Annotated in this window: 16 protein-coding genes; 11 read left to right on the top strand and 5 right to left on the bottom strand. The window is 38.2% G+C overall.

Annotated features, from left to right (window positions below; genetic code table 11):
* Positions 1-416: 416 nt before the first annotated feature.
* The gene (locus BUB45_RS20210) at positions 417-704 is read left to right on the top strand and encodes a hypothetical protein (protein ID WP_139300156.1); all 288 of its coding nucleotides are present in this window, start codon (positions 417-419) and stop codon (positions 702-704) included.
* Positions 664-1095, top strand: coding sequence for a beta-galactosidase small subunit-related protein (locus BUB45_RS12405; RefSeq protein ID WP_073009788.1), 432 nt, complete (start codon positions 664-666; stop codon positions 1093-1095). Before BUB45_RS20210 ends, BUB45_RS12405 begins: the two co-directional genes overlap by 41 nt.
* Before the next feature lie 232 nt (positions 1096-1327).
* On the opposite strand, the gene BUB45_RS12400 is transcribed toward BUB45_RS12405, so the two are convergent.
* Positions 1328-1831 (bottom strand): GNAT family N-acetyltransferase, encoded by a 504-nt coding sequence (locus tag BUB45_RS12400; protein WP_073009785.1) that lies wholly within the window; start codon positions 1829-1831, stop codon positions 1328-1330.
* 611 nt (positions 1832-2442) lie between these two features.
* Here BUB45_RS12400 and BUB45_RS12395 point away from each other — a divergent pair.
* On the top strand, positions 2443-2892 hold the full coding sequence (locus tag BUB45_RS12395; protein ID WP_073009782.1) for a YaiI/YqxD family protein: 450 nt from the start codon (positions 2443-2445) through the stop codon (positions 2890-2892).
* Between the two features lie 322 nt (positions 2893-3214).
* Here BUB45_RS12395 and BUB45_RS12390 read toward each other — a convergent pair whose 3' ends face one another.
* On the bottom strand, positions 3215-3691 hold the full coding sequence (locus tag BUB45_RS12390) for an acyl-CoA thioesterase (RefSeq protein ID WP_073009779.1): 477 nt from the start codon (positions 3689-3691) through the stop codon (positions 3215-3217).
* Positions 3692-4126: 435 nt separating this feature from the next.
* Here BUB45_RS12390 and BUB45_RS12385 point away from each other — a divergent pair, with 435 nt between their 5' ends.
* The 6 genes from BUB45_RS12385 (at position 4127) to treR (ending at position 12812) form a co-directional block, all read left to right on the top strand.
* A complete protein-coding gene (locus BUB45_RS12385) occupies positions 4127-5275 on the top strand; it encodes a conserved virulence factor C family protein (RefSeq protein ID WP_073009776.1) in 1149 nt (382 codons plus the stop codon).
* An 884-nt stretch (positions 5276-6159) separates the two neighbouring features.
* Positions 6160-6720, top strand: a complete 561-nt coding sequence (locus BUB45_RS12380; RefSeq protein ID WP_073009774.1) for a hypothetical protein — start codon at positions 6160-6162, stop codon at positions 6718-6720.
* A 126-nt stretch (positions 6721-6846) separates the two neighbouring features.
* Positions 6847-7890: a splicing factor U2AF large subunit gene (locus BUB45_RS19595; protein WP_139300155.1), complete on the top strand. Its 1044-nt coding sequence runs from the start codon at positions 6847-6849 to the stop codon at positions 7888-7890.
* Between the two features lie 122 nt (positions 7891-8012).
* Complete coding sequence (treP, locus tag BUB45_RS12370; RefSeq protein ID WP_073009768.1) at positions 8013-9917, top strand: PTS system trehalose-specific EIIBC component; 1905 nt, start codon at positions 8013-8015, stop codon at positions 9915-9917.
* A 449-nt stretch (positions 9918-10366) separates the two neighbouring features.
* Entirely contained in the window at positions 10367-12025 is a 1659-nt protein-coding gene (treC, locus tag BUB45_RS12365) for an alpha,alpha-phosphotrehalase (protein WP_073009765.1), read from the top strand.
* A 79-nt stretch (positions 12026-12104) separates the two neighbouring features.
* Positions 12105-12812 (top strand): trehalose operon repressor, encoded by a 708-nt coding sequence (treR, locus tag BUB45_RS12360; protein ID WP_073009762.1) that lies wholly within the window; start codon positions 12105-12107, stop codon positions 12810-12812.
* Positions 12813-13136: 324 nt separating this feature from the next.
* Here the strand turns inward: treR and BUB45_RS12355 are convergent, their stop codons facing one another.
* From BUB45_RS12355 to BUB45_RS12345, 3 genes are read right to left on the bottom strand one after another with little or no spacing between them, the layout of a single operon-like run.
* Positions 13137-15026, bottom strand: coding sequence for a PTS fructose transporter subunit IIABC (locus BUB45_RS12355; protein WP_073009759.1), 1890 nt, complete (start codon positions 15024-15026; stop codon positions 13137-13139).
* Between the two features lie 4 nt (positions 15027-15030).
* Positions 15031-15954 carry a 1-phosphofructokinase gene (gene pfkB / locus BUB45_RS12350; RefSeq protein WP_073009756.1) on the bottom strand — a complete coding sequence of 308 codons (924 nt, stop codon included), beginning with the start codon at positions 15952-15954 and terminating at the stop codon, positions 15031-15033.
* Entirely contained in the window at positions 15951-16703 is a 753-nt protein-coding gene (locus BUB45_RS12345) for a DeoR/GlpR family DNA-binding transcription regulator (RefSeq protein ID WP_073009753.1), read from the bottom strand. Before BUB45_RS12345 ends, pfkB begins: the two co-directional genes overlap by 4 nt.
* A gap of 401 nt (positions 16704-17104) precedes the next feature.
* On the opposite strand from BUB45_RS12345, the gene BUB45_RS12340 reads away from it, so the two are divergent.
* Positions 17105-17455 carry a DUF4181 domain-containing protein gene (locus BUB45_RS12340; RefSeq protein ID WP_073009859.1) on the top strand — a complete coding sequence of 117 codons (351 nt, stop codon included), beginning with the start codon at positions 17105-17107 and terminating at the stop codon, positions 17453-17455.
* A gap of 744 nt (positions 17456-18199) precedes the next feature.
* The gene (locus BUB45_RS12335) at positions 18200-19783 is read left to right on the top strand and encodes a Vga family ABC-F type ribosomal protection protein (protein WP_073009750.1); all 1584 of its coding nucleotides are present in this window, start codon (positions 18200-18202) and stop codon (positions 19781-19783) included.
* Positions 19784-19966: the final 183 nt, after the last annotated feature.

Below are 19966 nucleotides of genomic sequence, written 5' to 3'. Positions count from 1 at the left end.
AGCCAGGGGACTGGATAGTATTCATTGAGACAGGAATCATGCCCTGCATCAGGAATATGCCGACGCCCTCCGCCAGCTCGTTTTTGTCGGCTTCCTATTTAGCACGAACCAATGATGACTTACTTAAGGTAATGAAGTGAAGCTGTTTTGTTGCTGTGCGATCGATCCGGACACCGCTATTCCATTATTCTTATCTTGTAAAAAAACGGCTCCGTTTTGCTTATACTATAACCGAATAAAACCTTATACTTCCTATAGTGTAAACAATATTCATTTCTATAAGGAAAAAACTTAGGCATAATGGCATCCTCAGCGAATATAAACGTAGTAATAATTAATAAGGTCCTGTTTTTACATGGGCGTGCTCTGATCGATAATGATATGTATCTTTTAGAGGATTACCGACCAAATACTTTATGCACTTAGACCATCACATCGTTCGAAACGTAGACTATGATAACCATTTTATTTGGATAATCCATGCTTTTTACGGGACAACGAACAGTTCCTGGTACTATGACTTAACCTATCGCTATACCATCACGCCAGATGGGAAATTACAAGTCGCCATTGCTGGCATTGCTTCTGGACGCAAAGAAAATGCACCACCCATGTTGCAAAGAATTGGAGTAAAGATCCATTATTCATCAACAATACGACAACGTGTCTTGGCGCGGCTTAGGTCCACACGAGAACTACGTTGATTCCTGCCAATCCGCTTACCATGGCATATTCCATGCACATGTAGATGAGTTATTGCAAGAAAATGGAAACCATATGGATTGCGATTGGATTGGCTTGGCAAAGCAGAATAAAGGCATACTCATCCACACAGAAAATCCGCTAAACTTTAGCGTTTCCAAGTATGAAGACCGGGACTTGGAGATGGCAAAGCATACGATTAATTCAGTGGAACGCGATTATCTCATCCTTCACTTGGATAAACAACAGAACGGATTAGGAAGTAATTCCTGTGGGCAAGATCAACTGGATAAATATCGTTGTAACTTTGAAGATTTTTCATTTAATTTTCCACTTACTCTGAAAGATTTAACTACGCGAAGCCTTGTAGATTGGGGAAAATGCCAAAGCTAAAGGAACAATTTTTTTAAAATAAACCGCATGAGCTCACTCAAAAACAAAAACGGGAAGAGCTTTCATGCGGTTTGTCTATTTATTAGCTTTAACAGAAAGCCATTGCTAATTGTTTTGCTTATTCATGCTGCGAAACTCTCTACGCAGTACATCATCTCCAAATCTTTGTGGTGTAAGCCATCATTTCGCTGATACGGAATCAACTTTGCTATAGTGCTTTGAAAAAGGGAATTCAACCATTCTTTATCCAAAATCGTCTTGTTTCCAAATCGTTTTCATCTCGATGTGATTCAGCTTCTACGCCACCATTATGCATAATGACCTTTGCAGAGCCAACATTCGTTGCCGCACATGTAACTAAAATATCTCCTAATTCCAATTGCTTACATTTAGCTAAAGCTTCCTCTAGTATTCTCGCGCCATACCCTTTTCTACGTTGTGATGGTCGCACGCTGTAACCGATATGTCCGCCCTCCCTCCAGAGGAAGTCATTCAGCTCATGTCGGATACTAACCATCGCTACGATTTTTTGTTCCCCGTTAACTAAGAAGTAATTAGAGTTGGGAACCCAATGCTCACTTCCTTTTTGCTTTAACCTTAATGCTTTCAAATAAACACTGTAATCTGTATACCCATCTAAACTGAAACTGTTTGGGATCATTTTTGATGACCCCCACTCTTTGCAATAAGCCTGATGTTCAGACTCCCATTTTAAACTCGGTGTAACTAATTGCATGACTTCCCTCCTCGTCAACATTTCATTTGCGCTGGATCATCCTAGAATTTATATGTTCCCACAGTACATAAAACAAATAGTAATCGCTTTAATTTTTTTTGCTACTCTTTCATTGGTATACAACAGTGTGGTTTCATATAAAACAGTTATATTAGTTCGTAATTATAAACGATATCTCTATAAAAAGATATACATTTTTTTACTTTGCTCATTTTTATGGATACAGAGTTATATTCCTAACTTTGTGAGGTATTTCAAAGGTTTTGCATTTTCATTTTTAACTCCATCCACCCCTTTACTATTTATTCACGCTACTTGACTTTTTCTTCTGTTCGAATTATGCTCACTGCAATGCATGTGAAGAAAACTCGGCTTACATCTGATAGGGAAACTGCTGACCAATTTGTGTTTTCCTATCGCATATCTTCCCTTCCATACATGGGAAATTATAAGCCTTTGAATTGCTCGTAACCTAAAAGCATGACCTAAAAATCCCAAACAAATTGGAGTTGACGTAACGTTATCTGCTTCTTTATTTTCTTACAAGCTTATTTTTTGAAGAATCATTTACCGCCATATTATTCGAGATAAACAGATGAGAGGTTGTTTTCATGAAAATATTTGTTGATGCCGACGCTTGCCCAGTTAAAGAGTCTATTATAAAGTTAGCTCAAGCATATCGCATCCCAGTTACACTCGTGCAAAGTTTTTCCCATTATTCTAGTAAAACAAATCCAGAAGGGGTCGAAACGATCTATGTAGATTCAGGGGCTGATGCCGCGGATTACCGTATTATGCAACTCGTAAGTCGTGGAGATATTATTGTTACACAAGATTATGGACTCGCTTCATTAGGACTTGCTAAAGGATGCCATGTGATGCACCATAAAGGATTTCTATACACAAATGAAAATATAGATTCGCTTTTACAGACACGTTACTTAAATGCGATGGCAAGGAAAAGCGGAAAACGAACGAAAGGGCCAAAAGCTTTTTCTGAGGAAGATCGGCAATTGTTTGAAACTCGTTTTCTTTCCTTACTTATAGAAAAACTCGGCTAATCGTTACATATTCCGTTCAAAACGATTATATTCTGCTTATTAGTCACGAAGTATTTTTCCACCAGTGAAAATTGGGCATTTAAGTGCTTTAATTTCCACTTAGACTTGTCATATAGATTTTCTAGTGTTTGAAATGGTAGTCTTACAGCAATAGCTACGTGTACTTTGTATGAAAAACCTGGGTGTAAGAATTTCCTTCATCAAGCAATCTATTTGTATGATAGATAATGAATTGCTCCATAAGACTCTTTCAAATTTTTTTCTATAAATTAAAATAAGAAAAAACTGTCAATCCATAAGAAATCAACAGTTTTTTCTTTACTTATTTATTTCGACTTGTATATCTTAGCTTCCGGTTCTCTCTACGAAACGGTGCCGACTCATACAAAATCTTCTCTTCTTCCGTTTCTGGATATACTTGCGGCACTGGTACTGGCTTGCCTTCCTCATTTACTGCAACCATCGTGAGAAATGACTCTGTCGTTAGCCGTTCGTTTTGATTAATTAAATCACGCGCTGTTACTTTAACGTAAATTTCCATCGAACTTCTTCCTGTATAACTAACAAAAGCTTCAATCGTTAAAGCATCTCCAGCTTTAGCTGGCGATAAAAAATCTACCGAATCAATCGATGCGGTTACTACTGTACTTTTAGCATGCTGCATGGCACATAACGCACCAATTTCATCAATATATGCTAGGATTCTACCACCAAATATCGTATTTAAATGATTTGTATCCGGCGGTAAAACCAGTCTTGTTTGAACCGTTCTCGAGGCACTCATTGGTAGTTTTTCCATCTGTTTTTCCCCCTTACAAGAAACTTATTCCCTATGCATTAACTTGTTGCGCTTACATAAACGGCTCGCAAACTATCATCTTAGCTCATTTTCTTAAGTAGTATGTAAGGAATTATTTTTACATCATTCCATTCATAATGACAGACTCTCCTATGAAGACACAACTTTATTAGTATAACATATAATTGCAGCGCTAGTTTTATCCAGTATCTAAGCTTCTAGAACAATCCCTGTTCAAGAGTCGCCCGTCATTTAGATCTAATTGGAAAAGAAGCACAATAGAAAAAGTGAAATACCAACGGAATAAACGATCCATGAAGAAGCCCTTGCACAAGATTATAATCTGCTTTTTTGTTAAGATTTATTTAGAAAATATGGTTTCACACTTTAATTTTTTACTTCATAAAAAGTTTCATACTTGAGGAGGTTTATAACATGCAAATCATATCGATCGAACCGACCCCCAGTCCATATTCCATGAAAATTAATGTGAATGAACAATTACAAGATGGGGAAACGTTCAATTACACGCTTCAGGATGACTTACAAGATGCACCTGCCTATATACAGCAATTATTTCAAATTAACGGAGTAAAAGGTATTTATAGAGTAGTCGACTTTATCGCTTTAGAACGAAATCCGCGTGTAGCTTGGGAAGACATCTTGCCCAAAGTAAGCGAAGTTCTAGGCTCTGCAGAAGAAAATAATGCCATTTCACCTACAAGTTTCCTAAATACAGATGAAGCTTTTGGAGAAGTTCAAGTATATTTGCAATTATTTCGCTACATCCCCATGCAAGTAAAAGTAACAGATGGAAACACAGAAAAGCGGTTTGGTTTACCAGAGCGATTTATGGACGCCGTAATGGAAGCTTCAACGGCATCTGATAATATGTTGGAAGAGCGCAAATGGATTGAGCAAAATCCCCGCTATGGCGAGATAGAGACTGTGGGAGAAGAAGTCGTTGAAGAAATTACTGCAAGCTATGATGAAAAACGACTACATAATCTCATTCAATATGCAAAAACAAATGATGCGTCATTTATTTCTTCCTATCATAAAAAAGTAACAATGGAGATGTTAGATCACCCCAATTGGAAAGAACGGTATGCTGCACTAGACCGCATGGAACCTTCCAAAGCAGACTTACCTGTTTTAAATAAAGCACTTGCGGATGAAAAAGCATCCGTTCGCAGGTTAGCTACTGCCTATTTAGGTATGATTGAAAATAAAGAAGTGCTTCCATATTTATATAAAGCACTAAAAGATAAGGCTGTTAACGTAAGGCGAACGGCAGGTGATTGCCTATCCGACCTTGGTTTTTCCGAAGCCATACCAGCGATGATCGAGGCACTAAAAGATAAAAGCAGATTAGTTCGCTGGCGTGCTGCGATGTTTTTATATGAGCGAGGCGATGAAACTGCTATAGAAGCTTTGGAAGATGCAGTGAACGACCCTGAATTCGAAGTACGCATGCAAGCAAAAATGGCTTTAGCACGAATTAAAGACGGAGAAGAAGCAAAAGGATCCATTTGGAGTCAAATGACAAAAGCAGTGAAAGAAAAAAATCTAGGCAGGGGTTAACTTATTGCAAAGTTATATGGTTAGAAAAACTTGGTTTGTCGCCAAATTTTGTGGCGGATACCTTAGTTTTTGCTTATACTCTAGAAACTTTATACTTTTCTGTAGTGTAAAAAATCCATTTAGCTTAACTTGTGATTTTACCAAGTTAGCTTTCTAAATGCGATCTACGCTTTATTACTAGTTAGGATTACTTCACTCCCTTAAAATTTTATGTTTTCATGTAGTGTCAAAGAGCTTTTTGTTCATCGGTCGGAGTAAAAATGGAACTACTCCGACCTTTTCATGCACAAGCTTCATTACTTTAAATCTTAATATTCCCAGCTATTCGTGAAGTCTGATAAGCGCCAACTTGAAGGTAGCGAAATTAGTCACCTAAAAGGTAAAACAACATAGATAGTTACATTGAATCATCACATATTCTATGTAGTAGCAACATGCCCAAGTGATCATTTTGAACAAAAAGCATTACATATATATGAATTTTAGCAGTAAACGAAGCGTAGTTATGTGAACCATTTTTCTGTACACATAGAAAAGAACTCCAAATCACTACCTTGCATTATTTAGTAGCAAGGTATAAACTATAGTTAACTATTAAATAATGAACAGTACCTATCATTAGATAATTAAATCTATACATCGGAAGGCTTAGACTATTATATAGCTTAAGCATCTTTAATAATAGTTTCATATTGATTATAATTAGCATAGACTTATAAGGAACTTATGCAGCTACTTTAAAACAAAACGCTTATGAAAGAACGGAATTTCCACAGTACGACTATGGATATAAAATTTTTAGAATCCAAATCGCAATCTTTTTCGTATAAAATAATACTACTGATAGCACAGAAAAAGAATACATACAGATGGGAGAGATGATTGTGCAACAAAAAGAAATCTACTTATTACTTACAGATACAAATTCATGGCTTACAAGACTAATTAAATTGTATACAAAAAAACCATACAATCATGCTTCTATAGCTTTTGATGAAAAACTTGAGCACGTCTACAGCTTTGGGAGAAAAGCTCCTAAAAATCCATTTATAGGTGGTTTTGTAAAAGAAAATATGCATGAAGGTTTATTTAAACATGCAAACGGCGTTATCTATTCCATATCCATCACAGAAGAACAGTGGCAACTAATAAACCAATATATTCAGAACATATATGCAGAAAAAGATGCTTATCGATACAATTTCATCGGTTTATTTGGGTTTCTTCTTAAACGCCCGATTAATAGAAAAAACGCTTTTTTCTGCTCACAATTCGTAGCTACAGTCCTACAAGAGAGCAATGTAGTCAAGTTTAATAAACCAGCTCCCCTAGTTACTCCTCATGACTTGGAGGATGCAGGCATTTTCCATCTCGTTTATCAAGGGAAAATAAATGCGTACTATAATCAACCTCAAATGAGAAGCATGGAATCCACCAGCTGCTAGCCCTTCCTCCCCCCCTCTTTACTTTCTAACCTATCTATATATCTATCATTAATAATTTTCCTTTTTTGCCACTAACTCCGTGAGCATTCTCGCGCGGGAGAGATTTACTCCAAGCACGAGCGATTTTTGCGCAAGCGTGAGCGATCTCCTCTCAAGCACGAGCGATTTTCGCACGGGCGTGAGCGATTTCATCCCAAGCACGAGCGATTTTTGCACGGGCGTGAGCGATCTCCTCTCAAGCACGAGCGATTTTTGCGCAAGCGTGAGCGATCTCTTCCCAAGTACGAGCGATTTTTGCGCAAGCGTGAGCGATTTTCTCCCAAGTACGAGCGATTTTTGCACGAGCGTGAGCGATCTCTTCCCAAGTACGAGCGATTTTTGCACGGGCGTGAGCGATCTCCTCTCAAGTACGAGCGAATTTTGCGCAAGCGTGAGCGATCTCTTCCCAAGTACGAGCGAATTTTGCACGTGCGCGAGCGATCTCTTCCCAAGTACGAGCGGTTTTTGCACGTGCGCGAGCGATCTCTTACCAAGTACGAGCGAATTTTGCACGTGCGTGAGCGATTTCATCCCAAGTACGAGCCTCTTTCGGACGGGCGTGAGCGATCTCTTCCCAAGCACGAGCGAATTTTGCACGTGCGCGAGCGATCTCTTCCTAAGCACGAGCGATTTTTGCACGTGCGTGAGCGATCTCTTCCCAAGCACGAGCGAATTTTGCACGTGCGCGAGCGATCTCTTACCAAGTACGAGCGATTTTTGCACGTGCGCGAGCGATCTCTTCCCAAGCACGAGCCTCTTTTGCGCAAGCGTGAGCGATCTCTTACCAAGTACGAGCAAATTTTGCACGGGCGTGAGCGATCTCTTACCAAGTACGAGCCTCTTTTGCGCAAGCGCGAGCGATCTCTTACCAAGTACGAGCGATTTTTGCGCAAGCGCGAGCGATCTCTTACCAAGTACGAGCGATTTTTGCACGGGCGTGAGCGATCTCTTCCCAAGTACGAGCGATTTTTGCGCAAGTATGAGCGATTTCTTCCCAAGTACGAGCCTCTTTTTCGTAGTTTATTTAAGTATGCAAATTTAAAACGCTTGCAAAACATGTATATACAAGTTACACTTAAAGCAACTTGTATATACATGTTTTGGTTTATTGTATTAAAAGTGTTTTTTTAATAAATAAAATGGTATGTTGCCTTTATTACTTACTGAATGAACTAAATAGCTCCAACTTCTACTTGTCCGTACCCAATACGTTGTAGGAGTATATTTTCGATAAAAATGGGGAGGAAAACACAATGAAGAATGGCAAACATGTAATTCACGCGCCTCTTAATGGGCGTATTTTACAGCTAGAAAAAGTCCCGGATCCAACTTTTGCACAGAAAATGATGGGCGATGGTTTAGCTATCAAACCGACTAATGGGAAAGTTATTGCTCCTTTTTCCGGTAAAGTAGTACAACTTTTCCCTACTAAACATGCAATTGGGTTACAGAGTGATGACGGTATAGAGATACTTATTCATATCGGTCTAGAAACGGTTAGCTTAGACGGTGACGGGTTTAATGCTTTTGTAAAGCAAGGTGATCGCATTGAAAAGGGAGATACGCTGCTCACCTTCGACATGGATTTGCTTGAGAAAAAAGGCTTCCAATTAGTTACACCAATTATCATCACGAATGGAGACGAATGGCATATAGCTAGTTTTACAGCGAACACGGCCATTCAAGCTGGAGATGAGTTAATGACATTAGTTCACCAAGCACGTCAAGAAAGTCAAACTTCGTCAACAGGTGAGCTGGCAAAAGAAGCGAAAAAAATTGTTGATGCCATTGGCGGAGTTAACAACATTCAAGTTGCTACACATTGCGTCACAAGGCTACGTTTTGCTTTAAAAGATGAGAAAAAAATAGACAAACAAGCTTTAGATAATATGGATGTCGTAAAAGGGGCATTTTCCACCAACGGACAATTTCAAGTCGTTATTGGTCAAGGTACCGTTGACAAAGTTTATCACGAAATGGTTGAGCAAACAGGAATTCAAGAGGCATCTAAAGAAGAGGTAAAGGCTGTAAGCGGACAGAAACAAAATGCATTACAACGTGCTATAAAAGTTTTAGCTGATATATTTATCCCTATTTTACCTGCTATTGTCACTGCAGGGCTGTTGATGGGAATAAACAATATTCTTGCTAACTCTGGAATTTTCGCAGAACAAGCCGTTACGGAACTATATCCTCAATGGGCTGGCATTGCTGATATGATTAATATCATTGCAAATACAGCATTAACGTTTTTACCTGCATTAATCGGTTGGTCCGCTATGAAACGGTTTGGCGGGAGTGAATTATTAGGTGTCGTGCTCGGTTTAATTCTTGTACACCCTGCTTTACTTAATGCATGGGAATATGGCTCTGCCCTAAAGGAAGGAACTGTACCAACATGGGATTTATTTGGACTAGAAGTCAATAAAATCGGTTATCAAGGGCAAGTATTGCCTGTATTATTTGCATCTTGGGTACTGGCTAAAATTGAAATTTTTCTCCGTAAACGTGTATGGGATTCCATTCAATTACTTGTTGTAGCACCCGTCGCATTACTCGTAACTGGATTTTTAACATTTATCATTATCGGACCAATTACCTTTACAATTGGAAACTGGATTACAGACGGGTTAGTAGCATTATTTGATCACTATGCAGTAATTGGAGGCTTGGTTTACGGTGCACTATATGCGCCAATGGTTATTACTGGTATGCATCACACTTTCCTAGCCGTTGATTTGCAATTAATCGGTAGTACGGGGGCGACGTTTTTATGGCCGATCTTAGCCTTATCTAATATCGCACAAGGCGCAGCCGCTTTTGCTATGATGCTAGCTGCTAAAGACGAAAAATTAAAAGGATTAGCAGGAACATCAGGCTTTTCCGCGTGGCTAGGTATAACCGAACCAGCTATGTTTGGCGTGAATTTGCGCTTTAAATATCCATTTATTGCTGCAATTATTGGCTCTTCTATTGCTGGGGCGTTCATTACGATGCAAAAAGTCCTAGCCTCATCCATCGGTGTAGGTGGTGTTCCAGGAATATTTTCTATCGTACCAGGAAATTGGACAGCCTTTGGTATTGGAATAGGTATTGTTATTATCATTCCATTTACCATAACGTATATGTTAGCTTTACGAAAACGGAACAACCTATAAGAAACGGCTCATAGCTCGCATTGAAAAAGAAATCCTTCACTATAGCTAGCCGCATAATATGATTTATACAATAGAAAGTCTCATTCGTGGGGCGCTTTTTCCCCACGAAAACTCCTATTTTCAAAGTAGTTGTTACTAATATCTCACCCTTCGTAGGGCAATTTCGCGAAGTCGCCTAGTTGGTGACATAGTTATTTTGTTATTCCTAAGCACCTAATTTAAAGCTATGTACTAACTTATATATTAATAATTTAAACATAATCCCGCAAAATTTATTAAAACAAAATGCAAGCCAAATTGGCTTCTTATATGATAAACCTTAAAATTTATACTTCTATGTGCATAAACAGCTCCAACACTAGCAAGCAATTCCATTATACGAGATGGTTTGCTAAATACGGGCAAAAGGTTTCCAATCGTACAACGAAATGAACAACTGAGGTGATCACGTGAATAAAACATGGTGGAAACAAGCTGTCGTTTATCAAATTTATCCAAAAAGTTTCCAAGACACAACAGGAAATGGGATTGGTGATTTACAAGGCATTATTCAAAAACTCGATTATTTAAAAACATTAGGCGTAGATGTTATTTGGCTGACCCCTATCTATCAATCTCCACAGAGAGATAACGGCTATGACATCAGTGATTATTATGATATTGACCCTATGTACGGAACGATGGATGATTTTGAAGTATTGCTTGAAGAAATACATTGTCGCAATATGAAGCTAATTATGGACCTTGTTATTAACCACACATCAACAGATCATGTGTGGTTTCAAGAAGCAGCTACATCAAAAAGCAACCCTTATCGCGACTTCTATATTTGGAAGGACCCTGTCAACGGTGGGCCACCAAATAATTGGTTATCTAAATTTGGTGGTTCCGCTTGGGAATATGATGAACAAACAGAACAATATTATTTACATTTATTTGATAAAACCCAAGCCGATCTAAACTGGGAAAACCCACAAGTTCGAGAAAAAATTTTTAACATGGTACAATTTTGGGCAGACAAAGGAATTGATGGCTTCCGACTTGATGTCATTAATTTAATTTCTAAAGATCAACATTTTCCTAATGACGCGCATGGAGACGGACGTAGATTTTATACAGACGGACCGCGGATCCATGAATTTTTACATGAATTAAACAAACGTGTATTTCAACCAAATGAGATGATGACCGTTGGAGAAATGTCCTCAACATCACTAGCCCAATGCATTCTTTATACAAGGCAGGATCGGGATGAATTAGATATGACATTTCAATTCCATCATTTAAAAGTCGACTATCCTAACGGAAAAAAATGGACAACTGCTCCATTTGATTTTATTCAATTAAAAGAAATACTCAACAAATGGCAAGTTGGCATGCACGAAGGTGGTGGATGGAATGCTTTGTTTTGGTGCAACCATGATCAGCCAAGAATTGTATCTCGGTTTGGGGATGATGAAAGCTATCATACTACATCTGCTAAAATGCTCGCTACAACATTGCATATGATGCAAGGAACTCCTTATATTTATCAAGGAGAAGAATTCGGAATGAAAAACGCTGGATTCGACTCCATTGACCAATATCGGGACGTAGAAACACACAATGCGTATCATCATTTAAAAAAAGCAGGAAAGTCAGAAACAGAAATTCTGGATATTTTACAGCAAAAATCAAGGGATAATGCTCGTACTCCGATGCAATGGACTTCCGCAAAAAATGCTGGATTCACTTCTGGCAATCCTTGGATCCCATTAGCTAAAGATTACGAAACAATTCATGCAGAAGCAATGATGAAAGCACCTGACTCTATTTTCAAACATTATCAGTCACTCATTTCTTTACGAACAAAATATGCTATTATTATACATGGAGACTTTCAAATCATTGATATACATCATCCAGCTGTCTTTGCTTATACGCGCAATTGGCAAAATCAAACAATTATCATTGTAAGTAACTTTTATGCGCAACACACAGAAATAAGCCTTGGTGATTTAGGACTTAAAAGTAGCATGATATTACTATCGAATTATTCCGATTCTCCTTCTGTTTCGAAAACCATTACGCTAAGACCATATGAGTCGATTATTTATTATCTACCTTAGCAAGAAGGTCAACTTGTTCGGTAAGTGTTAGAGAGATTGGAACTAATTGGATGTTATTAATTTATAATGAGGGACGTTTATGCAAAAGAAATATATTCGTATTTACCATGATTTAGTAGAACAAATGAATCATCAGCAATTGCCGACAAATACTTTACTCCCCTCTGAAAACGAGCTTGCGGAGACATATCAGACTTCAAGAGAAACGATTCGAAAAGCGTTACATTTGTTAGCACAACATGGTTACATCCAAAAAGTACGCGGAAAAGGCTCGGTTGTGATCGATCGCAACCGGCTTGACTTCCCTGTTTCCGGGATCGTCAGCTTCAAAGAACTAGCTAAAAAATTAAACTTAGCTGCTAACACAACGGTCATCCAGCTAGAAAAAGGACATCATGCTCCATCTATTCAGCAAACCATGCATACGAAAGAACCTATTTGGAAGGTTGTTCGTGTCAGAAATATTGATGAGGAAAACGTCATTTTAGACAAAGACTATTTTATAGAATCGATTATTCCGATGCCAAGTCGAGCAACATGCGCGCAATCCATATATGAATATATTGAGCATGGACTTGGTCTTTCAATAAGTTTTGCCCAAAAAGAGATCACTGTCGAGGAGCCAACAGAAGAAGATAAGAAATGGTTAGATATGAAACACCATACAAATATAGTAGTTATCAAAAGCTTAGTGTATTTAGATGACGCAAGATTATTTCAATATACAGAATCTCGCCATCGACCAGATAAGTTTAAATTCGTCGATTTTGCTAGAAGGTTACATTGATACTACAGGCTTTATCGTTTTGTTGTCATTTATAAAACCTTCCATCTTCCTCCTCACTCTTATATGAGGGAAAAAATAGCCGGGATAGTAAAATAACATCCTATCCCAACTTACATTTTTTATAGATATCATACCTCGTTTAAACACTTTATATGTGACGCTTTTTATGCATGAACAAGAATGAAATGAAGACGCTCCTACTTTCATGTCGCACACGTAAAGTGTTAAAAACAGGGGCCCACTTTTAGGGTGAATGATTTGCACAGATGTCAAGGTAACTAAATGAACAAATTCCATTAAGAATATGTCTACTACCTCAACCTGCTATACTCGTCGTTTTTTCAACAAACCTGCTAAGATAGCTGTAACAACAGCACCTACAACAATGGATGTTAAATAAAGGAAAATAGACATCAAACCACCTTCGACTAAACCAATGACAAATAAGCCTCCGTGTGGTGCGCGTAGTCCAATATCAAATAACATCGTAAGCCCGCCGGTGACAGCAGCACCAGCCATAACGGATGGAATAACTCGCGTCGGGTCAGCAGCGGCGAATGGTATAACGCCCTCTGTAATAAAGCAAGCACCTAGTACATAAGATGTTTTCCCTGCTTCCTGCTCTGTTTTCGTAAATTTATTCTTAAACAATGTTGTAGCTAAAGCCATTCCTAGTGGTGGAACCATTCCAGCAGCCATGATAGAAGCAATGAATGTATAATTGCCAGCATCAAGCATGGCGATACCAAATGTATAAGCTGCTTTATTCACAGGTCCCCCAAGGTCAAATGCCATCATCGCTCCTAAAATAACCCCTAAAAGGATTTGGTTCGTGCCACTCATCCCTTCTAATAATGAGGAAATAGCTGTATATATTTGTGTTAACGGTGGGTTAATCACCATCATAATTAGACCAGTTACTCCAATACTAATTAATGGATAGAAAAGCACCGGTTTCAATCCGTTTAAAGCGTCTGGCAATGGAGCTAGCGCTTTTTTTACAAACAAGGTGATATACCCGGCAAGAAAACCTGCAATAAGTCCTCCTAAAAATCCAGAGCCACTAGCGCCTTCTGCATCAGAAACGGTAATCGCAATTAAACCACCTACCATACCTGGTGCAAATCCAGGACGGTCTGCAATACTTGATGCAATAAATCCTGCTAATACAGGGACCATCAGGAAAAACGCCTTTCCTCCACCAATCTCATTTAACATAGCGGCGAACGCATTGTATTGTTCACTATCTGGATTACTCGACTGAATGCCCCAGAAAAAAGATAGCGCAATGAGGATACCGCCACCGACAACAAACGGCAACATATTAGAAACGCCGTTCATAAGATGTCTATAAAAGCCATTTTTTATGCCACTATTCGGAACATCCTCATTCGTTTTTTCTCCATGAAATATTGGAGCATCTTTCTCAGCTGCACGTTGTAACAAATCGTTTGCTTCATGAATCGCCTTCCCCACGGGAACTTGAATAACAGGTTTTCCTGTAAACCGCTCCATTTCTACTTTTGTATCCGCTGCAACAATGATCGTATCAGCATTTGCAATCTCTTTTTCTGTTAAACGGTCTTTAACACCATCGGAACCATTTGTTTCTACCTTGATAGAAAGACCTAGTTCTTTGGCTGTTTCTAGTAGTTTTTCTTTTGCCATATACGTATGTGCTATCCCTGTTGGGCAAGCCGTCACAGCAAGTATATAGCTCTTATTTGTCTCCTCTTGTTGGCCACTTCGTTGGTCCAATTCCGTTTCTTTCTGATCAATCGCTTCTAACACTTGCTTTTTATTCGTCGCTTGTAATAGTTTTGCACGAAAGGCCTTATCCATTAATAATGTGGATAGTCGTGACAACGCTTGTAAATGTTCATTATTCGCCCCAGCGCTTGCAGCAATCATAAAAAATAAATGCGCTGGCTCCCCATCTAAAGTGTCGTAGTCAACTCCTTCCGTAGATCGACCAAAAGCAATTGCAGGCGTCTTCACAGCTCGTGATTTCCCATGTGGAATGGCTATGCCTTCCCCAATCCCCGTCGTACTTTGTTCTTCTCGTTGTAAGATAGCTTCACGAAAGGCATTTTTATCCGTTAATTTACCAGCTTGATCCAACTGATGAATTAACTCATCAATCACTTCCTGCTTTGAATTAGCTTGTAAATTAAGTGAAATTGTTTCTTCTGTTATTAACTGCGTGATTTTCATAATTTCACATCCTGTCTGTATATATATTAACGCAAACATCTTGGGCTAACTTCTCTACTAGCTGTCGGTCACATAAGTCATTACTAAAAGCTGTCGCACTCCCAGCTGCTACGGCATAACGAAAGGCATCAACCTTACTTGCTTCAGCTGTCATTTGCGCGATAAAAGCCGCCACCATAGAGTCCCCCGCACCAACCGTATTCATCACTTCACCTTGCAAAGGATCTGCTACAGCGATACAGTCATGGGATAAATAAATTGCTCCTTTTGCACCTAAAGATACGATAACATGCTGTATCCCCTTTTCCACGAGTTGTTTGCCATAATAGATAACTTCATCTACGGTTGTTATCTTTGTGTTAAATAACTCACCAAGTTCATGCTCATTTGGCTTTACGAAATATGGTGTCATTGTCATTAACTGTTGCAAAGGCTGTCCAGACGTATCTACAGCAAGACGCACTCCTAATTGTTCACATGTTTTAACCATTTCCTCTAAGAACGTAGTTGATATCGTACTCGGTATGCTTCCCGCTAAGATAAGCCAATCTTGTGTCTTAAAATGCTGCACTCTTTCTAATAGTTCTTGCTGCTGTTTTTCAGAAATGCGTGGCGCTGGTCCATTTAATTCTGTTGCTGATTTCGCTGCCACTTTGACATTAATTCGAGTCGTCTCATTCGTTTGAATGAAATCTGTTTGAATGCCTTCTTCTTGCAACTTTTGTGTAATAAACTCCCCTGTAAATCCACCAACAAACCCGAGTGCTGTAGACGGGATGTTAAACTGTTGTAACACCCTTGATACATTAATCCCCTTCCCTCCAGGATAGTAATTCACTGCATTTGCTCGGTTTAACTCTCCTGTTTGAAAAGATGCAAGAAATGTAGTGTAATCCACGGAAGGAGCCATGGTACATGTGTATATCATTGTTCTGCCACCTTTACTGATGTTTCTTTTGTAAAACGCTTTATTTCATCTTGAGGCAGTTCTTCCGTTATTAAAGTAGCCTCCTGCAAATCAAGTACTTTTGCAAAACTTATTTTACTTTTTTTGGATTGATCTGCTAGGACGTATGTTTGTAAGGCATGGTTCGCCGCTGTCTTTTTCACCATTGCTTCTTCTGGGTCAGGTGTCGTATAGCCTAACTTCACGTGAAAGCCGTTCGCACCTAAAAAGCATTTGTCAAAACGATAATGATGAATGGATTGAACAGCTTGTACACCTACTAACGCTCCTGTTTTTTCTTTCATGTATCCACCCGTAAGATAGGTGGAGATACCGTTTTGCATTAAAGCTTCAACATGGGAAAGACCATTTGTTACAACGACAACCTCTTTTTCTTTAAGATACGGAATCATTTGCAACGTTGTTGTTCCAGCATCAAGAAATAAACAATCGCCTTCATGAACAAGATTTGCTGCCACTTGCGCGATTTTGATTTTTTCTTGAAGGTTTTTGGTGGATTTTTCTTTTACGCTACATTCTTGTAATTTACGCTCAAGTACAGTAGCGCCTCCATGAATTCGCACTAATTTGCCTTGTGATTCCAGATCCGTTAAATCCCTACGGATTGTTGATTCAGATGCCTTCGTTACTTCCATAGCATCTTGTATTTTAATGGATTGCTTTTCCTCTAATAATTGCATTATTTTAACGTACCGATCTGTCGTTAGCATTTTATCACTCCAAGCTTTAGTTCATTGTTATCATACAGTATATTTCACTCAAAATCAATCAAAATCAACCAAAATAAATGAAACATCGATCAAAAACAATCAAAATGATTTTTCGCATTCGCATTTTCCTCTTGCCAGCCTTCCATATTTAACTTATAATAATAATAATCAAATTACTAATATATGGTAATTATAGTTTCAAGAACTACACTCTTAAAACAAGTTTATGCTCACGCTTGACGTCAAGCCCTCTTTAGTCATTTTTCCTCTTCATGAAGAAAAGGTGATGACTTGGCTAAGTTCGTAAAGTTGCCTCGTTGCGGTACAGTGGGGCAGAACGTCATAATAATATACTTTCCTATAGTTTCAGAAAAGGGTGTCTAAAATTGATTTACATCATTATGTTTTCTTTACTCGTTCTTCACATTATCCTCCGAAAACGGCTAGTGAAGAGATTGAACATGAACGTAAATGATGAAGAAGAAACAAGTAAGGAATACGTAAATAAACTTCATCGATACGGTGAAAAAACGCTTAACCTTTTAGTTCTGATCATCATTACAATAACCATCAAGGATTATCACGAATTTAGAGTATTTATCTTTATAAGTATGGCTGCCCTTTTCAGTTTTCGCACCTATATGGAATGGAAGCATATAAAGGAGAGCCAGCAATACCTGCTTAGCGGTACAACTATTGGATTATGCATTCTTGGTGCCGTCGTTTACAGCATACTGGATACTATTATTTAAGCAAGCTATCGTGTTCTTATACTATTGTTCTTAGAAATACATAGCCCTTCGACATTTCTTAAGGTGGGAACCCCGCTAACTAAAAAACTTTCACTTTGCTATAAATAAGTACTAGTACATAAGCACTTTTACGACAAATGGTGCTTGCTGCATTTACCGACAGTATTAAATAAAGTGAATAAACTTTCAATTTTAGTTAGACAAAATAGCAAAAATTCTATATAATGGAATCAACAAATTACGGAAAGGGTGACCCAATTACATGAAGTATTAATCCTATTTACTGAAAAATTGTACAAAATGCAGCATTTGCAACAGAAGCCTGTTCAATTTGTATGCATTTCAAACCTTTCAGAATAGGATGGTACGCTTTGTAATTGGCAAAACATTATTCACATTGCTTTTATATGTAGATATCACCAGCTTACATAATCAGGCTTGTGTTTATTTATCATTGTCTTTACATTCGTCTTCTGTTCTGAAAAGTGCAGGAGGCTTTTTTTTGTGCTATGGAAGTAGATTTATTCTATTTAGTAATGTTGACGAGATGCTACCATTTTCGATGGGTGGAAACCTTATAGCATGTTAGAAAAGCATAGCTATGGATCAATCTTTATGACGATAGAACGCCGTCGTTTCGCTTATGCTAAAACACCTAACATCTCTTTCCTATTGTGCAAAAAACCCTCCTGTTCCCGCTAATTATTCGGTTTACATGAACCTATTTACACAGGAGGCGATCCTATGCATTTACTATTAGATGCAAAAAAGATTTCATACTATATAAAAGATCGTAAATTATTATCAATAGATGCATTACGTGTGCATCGAGGAAATCGAATTGGTTTAGTTGGTAAAAACGGTTGCGGAAAGACAACGCTATTAAAAATACTTGCACAAACCATGACAGCTGAAACGAGCCATATTTCTCTGTACGGTTCAATTGATTTAATACCACAATTAAAAGAAACAAAGGAAACAAAAAGTGGCGGTGAAATAACGCAAGCATATATAAACAAAGCACTCGCAAGAAAAGCAGACATTTTACTTGCTGATGAGCCAACAGCCAATTTAGACACCTCCCATATGGAAGCATTGGAAGCTAACTTACAAAACTGGCACGGTGCCTTCATTATTGTTTCTCATGATCGGGAATTTTTAGATGCCGTATGTACAAACATTTGGGAGATAGAAGATGGCAGTCTTACAACATACAAAGGCAACTATTCTGATTATCAACAACAAAAAGAATTACAAATACAACAGCAAGAACAAGCGTATGATACCTATATAAAAAAGAAAGCACAACTAGAAGCAGCACTCGCTTTAAAAGAAAAAAAAGCTCAGCGGGCAACAAAAAAACCAAAGCAAACGAGCAACTCAGAAGCGAAAATAACAGGAGCAAAACCTTATTTCGCCAATAAGCAAAAAAAATTACGCAAAACCGCTAAAGCAATAGAAACACGCATTGAAAAACTAGAAAAAGTAGAAAAAGTTCGAGAAGTTCCCCTTCTTAAAATGGAGTTGCCGAATGAAACAGCAATTATAGGGAGAAACCTTTTACGAGTTGAAGATGTAACAGGAGAAGTACATCAACGTTTGTTATGGAATAAAGTTAGCTTTCAAATAAAAGGTGGCGATAAGGTAGCGATCATTGGAGCTAACGGAAGTGGGAAAACAACACTGATTAAAAAATTACTGCTACCAGCAGAGCAAGTTCACCATTCTCCAGCTATGAAAATCGGTTACTTTAGTCAAAATTTAGATGTACTTGATACGAAAAAATCTATTTTACAAAATGTACGTGAGACATCCCATCAAAACGAGACCTTAATCCGTACAGTTTTAGGAAGGCTTCATTTTTATCGCGACGATGTCCATAAACAAGTAGCTGTCCTTAGTGGTGGTGAACGTGTGAAGGTTGCTTTTGCTAAGTTATTTGTAAGCAATATTAACACCATTATTCTTGACGAACCGACTAATTTTCTTGATATTGAAGCAGTGGAAGCTTTGGAATCCCTGTTAACAGAATATCAAGGCACTGTCATATTCGTCTCCCATGACCGAAGATTCATTCAGACCGTCGCAACTAAAATTTTCGCTTTCGAAGATCAGACCATAAAGATTTTTGAAGGCACTTATGAAGCGTATAAGCAAGCATCATCGCAACCGAAAGAAGAGGCAAATGAGCACGAACGAATGGTTATTGAAACAAAAATCACTGAAGTACTAGGAAAATTGAGCATAGAGCCTTCAGACCAATTGGAACAAGAATTTCAAGAACTTGTCGCCAGAAAAAATGAATTACAAGCAAAGAAAAAACGGTAACTCTATGGAACGCTGGACGGAGATATTGCTTGGATAAGCAATATCTCTCTTACATAAACTAAATTTATGCAACAAGCTTTGATGATATTGTACTGTACTGCATCGTATTAGTAAAAAATGGTCTTCGTTTATGTTTTTACTTGCCCCACAACGAAAATTGACATAAAATTAATAATCATTTTA

Origin of the sequence: Virgibacillus chiguensis (assembly GCF_900129865.1) — a bacterium.
GTDB lineage: Bacteria > Bacillota > Bacilli > Bacillales > Amphibacillaceae > Virgibacillus > Virgibacillus chiguensis.
The sequence above is the reverse complement of the archived record's forward strand: the minus strand, read 5'-3'. Positions and strand labels throughout refer to the sequence as shown.

What these genes read in the sequence shown, in the direction of transcription:
- BUB45_RS12355 (WP_073009759.1), bottom strand. Translation starts at nt 15,026, where the DNA reads ATGAAAATCACGCAGTTAATAACAGAAGAAACAATTTCACTTAATTTA.
- BUB45_RS12400 (WP_073009785.1), bottom strand. Translation starts at nt 1,831, where the DNA reads ATGCAATTAGTTACACCGAGTTTAAAATGGGAGTCTGAACATCAGGCT.
- BUB45_RS12340 (WP_073009859.1), top strand. Translation starts at nt 17,105, where the DNA reads ATGTTTTCTTTACTCGTTCTTCACATTATCCTCCGAAAACGGCTAGTG.
- BUB45_RS12395 (WP_073009782.1), top strand. Translation starts at nt 2,443, where the DNA reads ATGAAAATATTTGTTGATGCCGACGCTTGCCCAGTTAAAGAGTCTATT.
- BUB45_RS12390 (WP_073009779.1), bottom strand. Translation starts at nt 3,691, where the DNA reads ATGGAAAAACTACCAATGAGTGCCTCGAGAACGGTTCAAACAAGACTG.
- BUB45_RS12345 (WP_073009753.1), bottom strand. Translation starts at nt 16,703, where the DNA reads ATGCTAACGACAGATCGGTACGTTAAAATAATGCAATTATTAGAGGAA.
- treR (WP_073009762.1), top strand. Translation starts at nt 12,105, where the DNA reads ATGCAAAAGAAATATATTCGTATTTACCATGATTTAGTAGAACAAATG.
- BUB45_RS12335 (WP_073009750.1), top strand. Translation starts at nt 18,200, where the DNA reads ATGCATTTACTATTAGATGCAAAAAAGATTTCATACTATATAAAAGAT.
- BUB45_RS12385 (WP_073009776.1), top strand. Translation starts at nt 4,127, where the DNA reads ATGCAAATCATATCGATCGAACCGACCCCCAGTCCATATTCCATGAAA.
- BUB45_RS20210 (WP_139300156.1), top strand. Translation starts at nt 417, where the DNA reads ATGCACTTAGACCATCACATCGTTCGAAACGTAGACTATGATAACCAT.
- treP (WP_073009768.1), top strand. Translation starts at nt 8,013, where the DNA reads ATGAAGAATGGCAAACATGTAATTCACGCGCCTCTTAATGGGCGTATT.
- pfkB (WP_073009756.1), bottom strand. Translation starts at nt 15,954, where the DNA reads ATGATATACACATGTACCATGGCTCCTTCCGTGGATTACACTACATTT.